Annotated in this window: 13 protein-coding genes; 8 read left to right on the top strand and 5 right to left on the bottom strand. The window is 72.3% G+C overall.

Features of this window, described 5'->3' with window-relative positions; all coding sequences use genetic code 11:
• Window positions 1–23 precede the first annotated feature (23 nt).
• On the bottom strand, window positions 24–293 hold the full coding sequence (locus FHU28_RS06585; protein WP_184681878.1) for a hypothetical protein: 270 nt from the start codon (window positions 291–293) through the stop codon (window positions 24–26).
• 129 nt (window positions 294–422) lie between these two features.
• On the opposite strand from FHU28_RS06585, the gene FHU28_RS06580 reads away from it, so the two are divergent.
• The 4 genes from FHU28_RS06580 (at window position 423) to FHU28_RS06565 (ending at window position 3,287) form a co-directional block, all read left to right on the top strand.
• Window positions 423–1,079: a 4'-phosphopantetheinyl transferase family protein gene (locus FHU28_RS06580; protein WP_184681876.1), complete on the top strand. Its 657-nt coding sequence runs from the start codon at window positions 423–425 to the stop codon at window positions 1,077–1,079.
• A gap of 76 nt (window positions 1,080–1,155) precedes the next feature.
• Window positions 1,156–2,298 (top strand): hypothetical protein, encoded by a 1,143-nt coding sequence (locus FHU28_RS06575; RefSeq protein ID WP_184681874.1) that lies wholly within the window; start codon window positions 1,156–1,158, stop codon window positions 2,296–2,298.
• Window positions 2,299–2,360: 62 nt separating this feature from the next.
• Complete coding sequence (locus tag FHU28_RS06570; protein ID WP_376700659.1) at window positions 2,361–2,927, top strand: VOC family protein; 567 nt, start codon at window positions 2,361–2,363, stop codon at window positions 2,925–2,927.
• A 168-nt stretch (window positions 2,928–3,095) separates the two neighbouring features.
• Window positions 3,096–3,287, top strand: coding sequence for a general stress protein CsbD (locus FHU28_RS06565; protein ID WP_184681872.1), 192 nt, complete (start codon window positions 3,096–3,098; stop codon window positions 3,285–3,287).
• Between the two features lie 106 nt (window positions 3,288–3,393).
• On the opposite strand, the gene FHU28_RS06560 is transcribed toward FHU28_RS06565, so the two are convergent.
• Window positions 3,394–4,089 (bottom strand): hypothetical protein, encoded by a 696-nt coding sequence (locus FHU28_RS06560; RefSeq protein ID WP_184681870.1) that lies wholly within the window; start codon window positions 4,087–4,089, stop codon window positions 3,394–3,396.
• An 88-nt stretch (window positions 4,090–4,177) separates the two neighbouring features.
• Between FHU28_RS06560 and FHU28_RS06555 the strand changes: the two genes are divergently transcribed.
• Complete coding sequence (locus tag FHU28_RS06555) at window positions 4,178–4,642, top strand: hypothetical protein (protein ID WP_184681868.1); 465 nt, start codon at window positions 4,178–4,180, stop codon at window positions 4,640–4,642.
• Between the two features lie 6 nt (window positions 4,643–4,648).
• On the opposite strand, the gene FHU28_RS06550 is transcribed toward FHU28_RS06555, so the two are convergent.
• The gene (locus FHU28_RS06550; protein ID WP_184681866.1) at window positions 4,649–5,518 is read right to left on the bottom strand and encodes an alpha/beta fold hydrolase; all 870 of its coding nucleotides are present in this window, start codon (window positions 5,516–5,518) and stop codon (window positions 4,649–4,651) included.
• A 110-nt stretch (window positions 5,519–5,628) separates the two neighbouring features.
• On the bottom strand, window positions 5,629–7,734 hold the full coding sequence (locus FHU28_RS06545; protein WP_073825434.1) for a cellulase family glycosylhydrolase: 2,106 nt from the start codon (window positions 7,732–7,734) through the stop codon (window positions 5,629–5,631).
• 288 nt (window positions 7,735–8,022) lie between these two features.
• On the opposite strand from FHU28_RS06545, the gene FHU28_RS06540 reads away from it, so the two are divergent.
• Window positions 8,023–8,481, top strand: a complete 459-nt coding sequence (locus tag FHU28_RS06540; RefSeq protein ID WP_311773534.1) for a lamin tail domain-containing protein — start codon at window positions 8,023–8,025, stop codon at window positions 8,479–8,481.
• Window positions 8,482–8,537: 56 nt separating this feature from the next.
• On the opposite strand, the gene FHU28_RS06535 is transcribed toward FHU28_RS06540, so the two are convergent.
• Window positions 8,538–9,545, bottom strand: coding sequence for a saccharopine dehydrogenase NADP-binding domain-containing protein (locus FHU28_RS06535; protein ID WP_184681864.1), 1,008 nt, complete (start codon window positions 9,543–9,545; stop codon window positions 8,538–8,540).
• Between the two features lie 93 nt (window positions 9,546–9,638).
• Between FHU28_RS06535 and FHU28_RS06530 the strand changes: the two genes are divergently transcribed.
• Together FHU28_RS06530 and rox are read left to right on the top strand one after the other, a co-directional pair.
• Window positions 9,639–10,577, top strand: coding sequence for a helix-turn-helix domain-containing protein (locus FHU28_RS06530; protein ID WP_184681862.1), 939 nt, complete (start codon window positions 9,639–9,641; stop codon window positions 10,575–10,577).
• 193 nt (window positions 10,578–10,770) lie between these two features.
• Window positions 10,771–12,201: a rifampin monooxygenase gene (gene rox, locus FHU28_RS06525; protein ID WP_184681860.1), complete on the top strand. Its 1,431-nt coding sequence runs from the start codon at window positions 10,771–10,773 to the stop codon at window positions 12,199–12,201.
• Window positions 12,202–12,204 lie beyond the last annotated feature (3 nt).

Raw genomic sequence — 12,204 nt, 5'->3', positions numbered from 1 at the left:
CCGACGCGACGGCCACCGGGAGCTCAGATCGTCCTCGGGCCGCGCGGCACCCAGCCGATGAACCGGTCCTGGAGCGCGGTGACCGGCACAGAGCGCAGGTCCTGCGTGGCCGCGGCCAGGCAGGAGCCGAGATAGACGCTCAACGACGCCCGATCCACCTGATACTCGTGCAGCAGGTGGTGACGTTTCGTGGCGCAGGGCCAGTCGTCACCGCACGAGCCACAGGTCCAGTCGGGGGTCACCGGCACGTGCTCGCCGTCCCGCCTCCCCGGTGCCTCCGCGCCACGCGTCATCCGCCGCTCCTTCTCTGTTCGGGTTCGTGGTGGTGATGGACCGGTTGCCTCCCGGCAACATCCCTTCAGCGCCGCGGCACGCTCCAGCGTTACGGTACGTTCACCGCGTGTCCCCGTCATCCACCACACGTGCGTGATCTGCTGCCGGCCGTGGTCGCCGTGTCGGTGGCCGGACCGGCCGACTGGTCCGGCGAACTGCTTCCGGCCGAACAGGCCGCCCTCGGCGACCGCGCGGTGCTGCACCGCCGCCGCGACTTCACCGCCGGCCGGGTCTGCGCCCGCCGCGCGCTCGCCACGCTCGGCCTGACCGCCACGGCGGTACCGGCCGGCGCGGACCGGGCCCCGGTCTGGCCGCCCGGCGTCGTCGGCGCGATCACCCACACCCGGGACTACTGCGCGGCCGCCGCCGCCCGCGCCGCCGACGTGCGCGCCGTCGGCATCGACGCCGAGCGGCTCCGCCCGCTCTCCCCCGGGGTACGACGGAAGGTGTGCCGCCCCGACGAGGAGGCGGACCTGGCCCGGCTGCCGGCCGGGACGCCCTGGCCAACCGTGTTGTTCAGCGCCAAGGAGACCGTCTACAAGGTCTGGCACCCGCTCGTCGGGACCTGGCTGGGCTTCGCCGACGCGCGCGTCACGCTCGACCCGGAGGCGGGCACGTTCCACGCCGAGATCGCGCCGGCCCGCCTCGCCGCCGCTCCGGTGGCCGACCCGCCGTCCCGCGTGACCGGACGATTCGCGGTGGACGACGATCTGGTGCGCACCGCCGCCGTCCTGCCACATCGATGACGCCCTGTCAGCCAGGTTGCCGCAGGCTTGTACCGTCGTTCCGACTGAAAGCCCCGAAGGCGCCCCAAGGAGTACGGTGAGCCACCCTCAGCCTCCGTCCGGGTCACCGGACCCGAACCAGCAGCCACCGGAGCCGCCGACGCAGGCGTTCCCCACCGCGCCGATGCCGCCGAGCGACCCGTACGAGCCGCCGCCCCCGGTCTCAGACGCGCCCTATCCGCCGCCCCCGGGCACGCCGCAGCCGCCCGTTTCGGGCGCGCCGTATCCGCCGACCTCGGGCGTGCCCTACCCGCCGCCGGGCAGCGAATACCAGCCGCCGGGCGCGGCGTATCAGCCGCCTGGCAGCGAGTACCAGGCCCAGGGCGCGCCGTACCCGCCCCCCGGTAGCGAGTACCAGCCCCCGGGCGCCGCGTACCCGCCCCCCGGTAGCGAGTACCAGCAGCCGGGCGCGCCGTACCCGCCGCCGGGCAGTGAGTACCAGCAGCCGGGCGGGGCGTATCAGCCGCCGGGGGGCTACCCGCCGCCGGGCGGTGGGCAGCCGTACGCGCCCGGCGGCGCGCCGTATCCGCCGCCGGGGGCGCCGTTCGGGCCGCCGGCCAAGAATTCGAACAAGAACGTCTGGATCACGATCGGCATCGTCGCGGCGCTCCTGCTGCTGCTCTGCTGCGGTGGCGGCATCTTCGCCGTCTACAGTGGCGTGAACAAGGCCCAGGAGGTCGTCGACTCGCCGCCCACGCCGGGCGTCACCGACAGCGCCCCGGCCCAGGAGACCCCGACCGGCGCTCCCACCGGCACGCCGCAGCCGGGCACCACCGACGACAAGACCTTCAACATGCCGGCCGGCGACAAGCTGATCATCAACGACACCGACGGCACCATCGAGATCACTGTCGGAAACTTCCGGACCCGGAACGCCGCCTGCAACGAGATCATGCCCGGCCCGAAGAAGGGCATGTTCATGATCGCCGACGTGACCGCCGAGATCACCAAGGGCACCGGTTCGATCAACCCGTTCTACTTCTCCTGGGTGGCCGAGGACGGCACCGAGGAGAACGGCATCGGCGGCGCCTTCTCGGGGTGCGGCAAGCTGATGACCTCGGGCAACAACCTGCCCGCCGGCTCCAAGCGCAGCGGTCAGCTCATCTTCGACGTCAAGGACCAGAACGGCGTCGTCGAGTACAAGCACCGCTTCCGTACCGCCGGGTCCTGGAAGCCCTGACCCGCGCCTGACCCGCACCGGGGCCGGTCCGTCTCGGACCGGCCCCGGTGACCGTTCGGACGGTGCCCGCCGCCCGAATGGTCATTTCCGACTCGTACGGCTCCTGCCTGGTGGTGGTGGTGGACGACCTGGCCGGCCTGCACCGCGCCTTCGCCGACGGCATGCGCGCCACGTACGGCAAGGTGCTGGTCGCCGGCGTACCCCGGATGACCCGGCCCCGACCCCGCCGCAATCAGGACGGGCACTCCGGGTTCAGCATCGTCGACCCGGGCGGCAACTGGATCCGGTTCGTGACCCGGGCCTCGGCGCCGGACGCCGACGACCGGGGCGGGCTCGCCCGCACGCTGGGCAACGCCGTGGTGCAGGGCGACTCGCGCGGCAATCCCGGTCAGGCCGCGCGCATTCTCGACGGCGCGCTGGCCCGGCCGGGCGCGGCCGACGACCCCGCGGTCCTGGTGGAGGCGCTGGTCTACCGGGCCGAGCTGGCGCTGCAACTCGGGGAGCCGGAGGCCGCCCGGGAACTGGTGCGGCAGGCCCGGGCGGTCCCGCTGGACGACGAGTCGCGCGCCCGGCTGGCCGACACGCTGCGGCACGCCGAGGACCTGCTCACGGCACTGCCGCCGGCATAGCCGCCCGGCGCGCCCACGGCCCGGGCGGCGCGCCCACGGCCGGGCGGCGCGGGTCGTGCCGGGCTGCGGGCTGACGCGGATCCGGTGGCGGCGGTTTGCCGTGCGGGTCAACGGGGACGCGGCGTGGCAGGCGGCGAGGGCCGCCACGCGACGATCCGGGGAGGCGGCATGAGCGTCGAGCGGGCGAACAACGACCTGGAGAACCTGGCCGGTCCGGCCCGGGCACGCCTGGGCGACCTGAACCAGGACGAACACGCCGAAGCCGACCGGGTGCGGGAACTGGACGAAATCCGCGGCAAGCGCCCTGGCGAGCACATCCAGGAGGACGCCCGCGACGCCGACGACAACTTCACCGTCTAGCGCCTCCGCACTCCCCAAAGCGCAGATCTTGGAAGCAGACGGCCCTCATAGGGGCCGAAATCTTCCAAGATCTCGCGGCGTCCGGTCACCCACGATGATCGGCAGATCAATGCGTACGCCTGGCGGCGTCGCGCCTCCCGATCGGGGACCGCCGATGGGTCGGCTGTGCCCTGACTTTCATCGGTCGGCTGAGCATGCCGACGGATTGTTGGCCCATGTCGCCGAGCGTCGATGCGAAACGCGCCAGTTGACCAATCGCAATCATTGATGGCGCAAGCAGACTGTGTGGCGTGACCAAGCCATCACCGCAGAGATCATGGCCGATGCCGAAGCAGTCCTGGTGGCGCCGGCTCTCCGGCGGTACGAAAGCCGTGCTCGTGTCCGGCGGCGTGCTGATGCTGTGCTGCTGCGGCGGCGGGCTCGCCGCCGTCGGCGGCGCGACGGACGAGAAGCCCGCGTCGATCAGCGCGGCCTCGTCCGCGACCGCGCGCAGTGCCGGCCCGCCCCCTGCCGCCCACTCGTCCGGCTCGCCCTCGAACGTCGCCACACCGACCGATTCGCCGTCCGCCCTGCCGACGACGCGGTCCGCCGAGCCGTCGCCGCAGACCGCGACCGCGCGGCCGGCGCCCCGGCCGAAGCCGAAGCGGACCACGCCCAAGCCGACGCCGAAGCGGACCACGAGCGCGCCGCGGACCACCAAGCCGTCCACCGGCACCGTCCAGGGCTCCGTCCACCCTGGCGCCTTCTGCTCGCCGGTCGGCGCGACCGGCCGTACCGCCAAGGGCACGCTGATGCGCTGCACGCGCAAGGCCGGCGAGGACCGGGCGAGGTGGCGCGCCGCGTGACCCGCGTCGGCGGGCGGTGTCGGGGGTGGTTCCTATCCTGGGTCGATGGTTCTCACTGACGTCACCGGGTCCTGGGCCGGCACCAGCGGCTTCCGTCTGATGCCCGCCGATCCGCTCGCCGAGTCGCCGGCCACCGCCACCGTCGCGACCGCCGCCGGTGGTCACCTGACCACCGTGTCGTACTCGTGGGCCCATCCGGACGACGGGCCGCAGGACGGTCTGGTGGTGATCGCCGCCGGCGAGCAGCCGGGCTCGCTCGTCGCCTGGTGGGGCGACTCGTGGCACCAGCAGCCGACGCCCATGACGCTGACCGGCACGGCGGGCGGCGCGGCGGCGGTCGAGCTGAGCGCCGGGTACGGCGGCGGATGGGAGTGGCGGATCACTGTGGACACCGCCGACCCGGCCACCCTGCGGCTGAGGATGGCGAACGTGGTCCCCGCCGACCAGGCAGGGGCCGACATGCCGGCCGGCCCCTACCCGGTCATGGTCACCGACGTGCGCCGCGCCTGAGCACGGTCAGGCGGCGCCGTCGAGGATCTCCCGCAGCCGGCGCGCGAACGCCTCCGGCTGCCCGGCGTAGCCCGTCTCCTCACCCAGGAACCCGCCGTGGTGGCTGGGGAAGACCGCGGCCTTCCCGCCGAGCAGCTCGGCCGCGGCCACCGACGTGCGTCCGGTGAAGGTGTCCGCCGACTCCTCGCCCACCGCGACGACGACCCGGGTACGCGCCGCGCGCAGCGCGTCCACGTCCGGCCGGAAACTGGTGACCGCCGCGGCGCGGTCGGAGAACAGCGGGTCGTCCCGGCTGCCGTCGTCCTCGGTCGGCATGCCGAACGCGGCCGGGTCGGGCAGCGGCTGGGCGAAGTACTCGTCGGTGAACTCGCCCCGCCACGACGTCATCGCCACGAACGCCGCCATGGCGGCGCCCCAGCCTTTTTTCTGGTACACCGCCTGGCAGGCGGCCGTGGCTCGGCGGGCGGCCTCGGCGTCGGGCAGCACCTGGATCAGCGGTGGCTCGTGCGCCACGAGCGTGGCCACCGCATCCGGGTAGGCGGCCACCAGGGCGAGCGCCGTGACCGCGCCGCCGCTGCTGGCGAACATGTCCACCGGTCCCGCGCCGAGGGCCTCGATGATGTCGCGTACGTCCCGGGCCTGGACCTCGGGCACGTCGTCGCCGCGGCCGTCCTTGCGGACGCTGCGCCCGAGCCCGCGCGGGTCGTACGTGACGACGGTCCGCTCCGGGAAGTACGAGGCCAGCGTGGCGAAGCCGTCGGCGCACATGGGCTGGCCGATCATGAACAGCGGGCGGTGTCCGGTGTCGGCGGCGCTCGGCGTGCGAATGTCGTAGACGAGGTCGACCTCGGGCGTCTGCAGAGTAAGCGTGTTCATGCCTCTGTCGACCGTCGCCGGTCCGGGAATTCATCGGTCCGGCGGGAATCTCCGCCGGAACCGGCTCGCGGCGGTGTCGACGCCCACCGCCGCGAGCCGTGCCGTCGCCGTCAGCTCACCGTGCCGGTGACGGTGCTGCCGGACTTCGTCACGTAGTAGGTCAGCTTCGTGCCGCTCCAGAAGTGGAACGTCAGGGTGACCCGCTGACCGTCGTTGACCTCGGCGAAGAACTCCGGCTTCAGCGCGATCGTGTTGCCGGTGTAGTTCGGCGCGAACGTCACGTCGAACTCCTTGTACGAGGTCCAGTTGTGCGGGCCGGCGTTACTGCCGTCCGCGTACTTCGCCTCCATGGTGGCGAGCTGGTCGCCGCGGAACTGCGCCGGGAGCGTGAACGCCGCGGTGGTGCCGGTGGCGTTCGACAGCACCGGCGGGTCGTACGTGATGATGCTGATCCGCCACGGCACACCCGCGGAGAAGCGCGCCTGGAGGTTGGCGTTCACGCCGTACGCGCGGGAGCCGACCAGCCGGGTGAGCGCCGACGCGGTGAGCGTCAGGGTGCTGCCGGAGACCGTGTAGTCGGTGCCGTTGACCAGGTCGGTGGTGCCCTGGCGCAGCCCTTGGAACGTGGTGCCGTTCAGGTTGAGCGTCAGGCTCTTGGCGGTGATCGTGCCGGTACGCGGCACGTACACCTGGTCGCTGGACGCGGTGCCGGAGCGGGTGGTCCAGCTCGACTTGATCTGCGCGAACAGCTCGGGGTCCTTCCACACGAAGGACGTGCGGTCGAGGTGCTGGCCGTTGTCCCAGAGCTGGGTGGTCAGTTTGCGGCTGCGCGCGTAGTGGCCGAGGAACTCGAAGAACTTGAGCTTCTCGCCCTGCTCGATGGTGCCGGTGTGCCGGTCGAAGCCGAGCAGCCCGTATTCGCCGATGATGACCGGGATGTTGCGGGTGACGAAGGCGTTGTAGACGCGGTCGAACTGGTCGGTCAGGTCCTGCTGGACCGTGGCGTCGAACTTGGTGCCGCCGGCGACGTTCACGCTGAACGGCCAGTACCCGTAGAAGTGCACGGTGGCGATCAGGTTCGGGTCGTTGAGCGTGTTGAACGTGCTGACCAGCTCGTCCACCCGGGCCTGCTCGGCGGAGGTGTGCAGGGTCGGCAGGACGAGCAGCCGGGTGGCGTTGTTTCCGCCGGACTGGCGGACGATGCGGTGGAACGACGTGTTCAGCTCGTTGAGCAGCGTGGCGTTCTGCGCGTCGCCGGAGCTGCCGGTGAACTGCGGCTCGTTGACGCTCTCGAAGGTGAGCTTCGGTGAGGAGTCCTTGAACGCGGCGGCGATCTGGGTCCAGAGCGCGTTGTAGCGGTTCAGCACGTTGGTGCGGTCCGTGGGCATCGTGTTGATCCACTGCCACGAGTCGTGGTGGATGTTGAGCACCACGTAGAAGCCGTCGGCGAGCGCCCAGCCGACCACCTCGCGTACCCGGTTGAGCCAGGCGGAGTCGATCGTGTAGTTCGGCGCGGCGCCGTGGTGGTTGCTCCAGGTCACCGGGATGCGGATGCTGTTGAAGCCCTGCGCCCGGACGTTGTCCAGCAGCGCCTCGGTGACCCGCGGGTTGCCCCAGGCGGTCTCGTCCGCGCCGACCGCGTCGAAGGAGTTGCCGAGGTTCCAGCCGGGCTGCATGGCGGCGACGGCGGCCATGGCGTTGCCGGCCGGCGGCGGGGTGGTGGGCGGCGGCGTGGTCGGGGGCGGGGTGGTCGGCGGCGGCGTGGTGCTCGGCGGCGGGGTGGTTCCGCCGACGCCGCCGGTGCAGGCCACGCCGTTGAGCGTGAACGCGGTGGGCGCGGTGTTGGCGCCGGTCCAGGAGCCGTTGAAGCCGAACGAGACGGTGCCGTTCGTGGCGATGGCGCCGTTGTAGCCGACGTTGGTGGCGGTGACGTCGGCGCCGGAGGAGGTGACGTTGGCGCTCCACGCCTGGGTGACCCGCTGGCCGGACGGGAACGTCCAGCGCAGGCTCCAGCCGTTGACCGGGTCACCGAGGTTCGTCACGTCGACGTTCGCGGTGAAGCCGCCGGGCCACTGGCTGGCGGTCGTGTAGGTGACGCGGCAGCCGGCCGCCGCCTGGGCGTTCGTCGCCAGCAGTGCGGTGCCGGCCACGAGTGTGGCGGCGGTCGCCGCGACCAGGCCGACCCGCAATCGGGCGGTACGGAAAGAGCGGAACATGGTGGTTCCTTCGTGGTGGGGTGGGCGCGTGGACGGGGAAGGCGGGGCGCGCACCCGCCCAGCGCGAGAATAAGTTTGGATTCCAAACATTGTCAATCGGCATATGTGGATGCGTAACCGTTCCGGCGTCCCATCCTCACCCCACCGACCAGGCCGGTTCGACAACCGGCCACATCGGACCCGCCGGCCGGGCCGAAACCGCCGGACACGCCTCGTGGGAACAAATTCGGCTGGGAATCCTCGCTACGCTCTCGCCCGCCAACACCGCTCTGACCTCAAGGGGACATCGTGCGCAGAAGGCTTCTCGGCATCGCGTCGGCGATCACCATCGCCCTCGCCGGCACTTTCGCCGCCGCCGCTCCGGCCCAGGCCGCCACGCCACCTTTCATGATCACCAAGGTGTACTACGACTCCCCCGGCAAGGACACCCGCTCGAACGCGAGCCTGAACGCCGAGTACGTCCAGCTGACCAACAAGCGCAAGACGGTCCTCAACCTCAAGGGCTACTACGTGCGCGACAAGGCCGGCCACGTCTACTCGTTCACCGGCGACTTCAAGGTGGCCGCCGGGAACAGCATCGTCATCCACACCGGCAAGGGCACCAACAAGGGCACCCACCGCTACTGGGGCCGCGCCGCGTACGTCTGGAACAACGACGGCGACACCGCCTACCTGCGCAACCCCTCCGGCAGCCTGGTCGACAGCTGCAGCTGGGGCAAGGGCGGCCGCGGCTACACCAGCTGCTGACCACCCCGCGAAACGGCCGGCCCACCCGATCGGGGTGGACCGGCCGTTTCCGTCCGTCACACCGCCGACGACCGCACTGTGAGGTGGTCCGACAGCGCGCGCAGGAAGTCCGGCGCGTCGAAGATCCGGCCGGCCGAGGCGACACCCTTCACCCGGGTCCGCCCGGTCAGGACACGGTGCGTCGCCTCCACCGCGAGCGGCGCGGTGACCGCGTAGATGTCCTGCCCCTGCGCGACCACCCGCCGCCGGACGTCGCCGGCCCGCACCACCACGTCGACAGTGAACGTCTGCGCGGACCGGCCGTGCTCGTCCACAGCGGCCGGAGCGTCGCCCGCCGCCAGGTCGCGGGCAGCGTCGGCGGTCATGTACGTGCACAACTCCGGGATGTCCAGGTGGCTGGGCACCGTCACCACGTCGGCCATGGTGAACTCGCCGAGCACCGGCCGCACCCCCAGCGGCGCCGGGAACTCCCAGTCCAGCCGGGGCAGGTTGCCGTCGGCGTACACCAGACGCCCGTCGGTGAAGCGGAGCCGCCGGCCGTCGCGGCGCTCGCGCGACACGACGCCGGAGGCGACCGTCCCGGCCGTCGGGTGCCAGCTGCTCAGCCCGTACGCGACGTGCGCCTCGTCGGCCGCCGTCCAGTCCTCCATCGCGGCGGTCACCAGCAGGTCACCGAGTCCGCCGAAGAACGCCATCGCGGGCACCACCGCGACACCGGCGGCCTCGGCACGCTCGGCATAGTGCGCGAACGTGTCCCGGTTGGCCTCGATCTCGGCCGCCACGTCGACGTAGGGAATCCCGGCGCGCAACGCGGCCTCGATCAGCGGGCCCGCGGTCGAGGCGAACGGCCCGGCGCAGTTGACCACCGCCGCCGCCCCGGCCAGCGCCCGGCCCAACGAGCCCGGATCATCCACCGACGCCACCCGGTGCTCCCCCTCCGGGAACGCGGCCGCCAGCTTCCCGGCGTCGCGCCCGAGCGGCAGCGGCTCGTACCCCCGCTCGCGCAGCTCCGCCACCACGAACCGCCCGGTGTGCCCGTACGCCCCGAACACCGCCACCCGCATGACGCCCCCTCAAAAGATCGACTGGAATGATCCTCGCCGGGCGCCGGGAGCCGGGCCAGTGTCGCAAACGCCAATGCCCGTACAGTTTCGGACATGGCCACCATCGCGCTCGCCGCCACCGACGGGATGCTGCACTTCGAGCTGGCAGCGGCCTGCGAGATCTTCGTCCGCGACCCGACCGGACTGGCCGACCCCTGGTACGACCTGGTGGTCTGCGGCCCCGGCCCGGTCGGCATCGGCCGGTTCGCGATGACGCCCGACCACGGACTGGACCACCTGGCCCGCGCCGACACCGTGATCGTCCCGGCGATCGAGGACACCGACGCCGAGCCGCCGTCCGACCTGGTCGACGCGGTCCGCGCCGCCCACGAGGCAGGCGCCCGGATGGTTTCCTTCTGCACCGGCGCGTTCGTGTTCGCCGCCGCCGGCATCCTCGACGGGCTGCGCGCCACCACCCACTGGGCGCACACCGAGGCGCTCGCCGCCCGCTACCCCCGCGTACACGTCGACCCGGACGTGCTCTACGTCGACAACGGCACCGTGCTCGCCTCCGCCGGCAAGGCCGCCGCCATCGACCTGTGCCTGCACCTGATCCGCCGCGACCACGGCTCCACAGTCGCCAACGCGGTCGCCCGCCGCCTGGTCGTGCCGCCGCACCGCGCGGGCGGCCAGGCCCAGTACGTCACCACCCCGGTCCCGGCCCGCGAGGACCACCCGCTCGCCGCGCTGCTGCCCTGGGCGATGGCGCGGCTGGACCGCCCGCTCACAGTCGCGGACCTGGCCCGCCAGGCCAACATGAGCACCCGCAACCTGGTCCGCCACTTCACCGCCGCGACCGGCGCCACGCCGTCGCAGTGGCTGGCGATGCAGCGCATCCGGCGGGCGCAGGAACTGCTGGAGAACACCGACGACAGCATCGACGCCGTCGCGGAGGCATCAGGCATGGGTACGGCGACGACGCTGCGCCGGCACTTCCACCGCACCGTGGGCGTGCCGCCGGACACCTACCGCCGGACGTTCCGCCGCGGCTGACCGGATTGCCGCCGTCTCCCGCCGGGTTGCAGAGGCGTCATGGCGAAACTCGCCGGGCGCGGCGGACGCCGGGCGGTCTGAAGGAGTTGCCCGCGTGCCTGCCCTTCGGGGCCCGGGTGTTCCGGCACGATGGCTATGGTCGGTTCGTGCCGCCCAAGGGGACGGTCGCCTGACACTCGGCACGGGGGAAAGTGTGTTCGACGTGATCGTGGTCGGCGGCGGGCCGACCGGCATGATGCTGGCGAGCGAGTTGCGCCTCCAGGGCGTCGGCGTGCTCGTGCTGGAGCGGGACCCCGAGCCGCCGCCGTACGTGCGGTCGCTCGGGCTGCACGTCCGCAGCATCGAGGTGATGGACCAGCGGGGGCTGCTGGAGCGGTTCCTCGACAACGGCGGCAAGCACCCGATCCGGGGGTTCTTCGCCGGCATCGACAAGCCCGCCCCCGCCGATCTGGACACCGCCCACCCGTACGTGCTCGGCATCCCGCAGACGCTCACCGACCGGCTGCTCGCCGAGCACGCGGCAGAGGTCGGGGCCGAGATCCGGCGCGGTCGTGCGGTGACCGGGCTGGACCAGGACGACGACGGCGTGACCGTCCGCCTCGACGACGAGACCTCGGAGGCGCTGCGGGCGCGGTTCGTCGTCGGCTGCGACGGCGGGCGCAGCACCGTCCGGAAGCTGCTCGGCGTCGGGTTCCCCGGCGAGCCGTCGACTGTCGACACGCTGCTGGGCGAGATGGAGGTGACCGCCTCCCCGGACGAGATCACCACGATCATGACCGAGGTACGCCGCACCGAGAAGCGGTTCGGGCTCGGGCCGTCGGGCACGCCGGGCGTGTTCCGGGTGGTCGTGCCGGCGGCCGACGTCACATCGGCGCCGCCGACGCTGGACGACTTCAAACGGCAACTGACCGCGTACGCCGGCACCGACTTCGGCGTGCACTCCCCGCGCTGGCTGTCGCGCTTCGGCGACGCGACCCGCCTGGCCGAGCGTTACCGGGTCGGGCGGGTGTTCCTGGCCGGCGACGCCGCGCACGTCCACCCACCACTGGGCGGGCAAGGGCTCAACCTGGGCATCCAGGACGCGTTCAACCTGGGCTGGAAGCTGGCGGCGGAGGTGAACGGGTGGGCGCCGGACGATCTGCTGGACACCTACGAGTCCGAGCGGCGCCCGGTGGCCGCCGACGTGCTGACGAACACGCGCGCGCAGATGCTGCTGACCACGAACGAGCCCGGACCGCAGGCGGTACGGCAGGTGCTGACGCAGCTCATGGACTTCGACGAGGTCAACCGCTTCCTGATCGAGAAGATCACGGCGATCAGCGTCAGGTACGACGTCGGCGAGGGTCATCCTCTGCTCGGGCGGCGGCTGCGCGACGTACCGCTGCCGCAGGGACGCCTGTACGAGCTGATGCGTACCGGCGGCGGGTTGTTGCTGGACGGGACCGGGAGGCTGTCGGTGGACGGCTGGGCCGACCGGGTCGGACATGTCGCCGATATTGCCGGGGTGGACCTGCCTGCGGCGTTGCTGCGGCCGGACGGGCACGTGGCCTGGGTGGGTGACGGTCAGCGGACGCTGGAGGAGGCGCTGACCAGGTGGTTCGGTGGCGGGACGGTTCGCGGGTAGCGA

The sequence above is a fragment of the Micromonospora echinospora genome (assembly GCF_014203425.1).
Classification (GTDB): Bacteria; Actinomycetota; Actinomycetes; order Mycobacteriales; family Micromonosporaceae; genus Micromonospora; species Micromonospora echinospora_A.
The sequence above is the reverse complement of the archived record's forward strand: the minus strand, read 5'-3'. Positions and strand labels throughout refer to the sequence as shown.

What these genes read in the sequence shown, in the direction of transcription:
- FHU28_RS06545 (WP_073825434.1), bottom strand. Translation starts at nt 7,734, where the DNA reads ATGTTCCGCTCTTTCCGTACCGCCCGATTGCGGGTCGGCCTGGTCGCG.
- FHU28_RS06550 (WP_184681866.1), bottom strand. Translation starts at nt 5,518, where the DNA reads ATGAACACGCTTACTCTGCAGACGCCCGAGGTCGACCTCGTCTACGAC.
- FHU28_RS06585 (WP_184681878.1), bottom strand. Translation starts at nt 293, where the DNA reads ATGACGCGTGGCGCGGAGGCACCGGGGAGGCGGGACGGCGAGCACGTG.
- FHU28_RS06530 (WP_184681862.1), top strand. Translation starts at nt 9,639, where the DNA reads ATGGCCACCATCGCGCTCGCCGCCACCGACGGGATGCTGCACTTCGAG.
- FHU28_RS06565 (WP_184681872.1), top strand. Translation starts at nt 3,096, where the DNA reads ATGAGCGTCGAGCGGGCGAACAACGACCTGGAGAACCTGGCCGGTCCG.
- FHU28_RS06555 (WP_184681868.1), top strand. Translation starts at nt 4,178, where the DNA reads ATGGTTCTCACTGACGTCACCGGGTCCTGGGCCGGCACCAGCGGCTTC.
- FHU28_RS06535 (WP_184681864.1), bottom strand. Translation starts at nt 9,545, where the DNA reads ATGCGGGTGGCGGTGTTCGGGGCGTACGGGCACACCGGGCGGTTCGTG.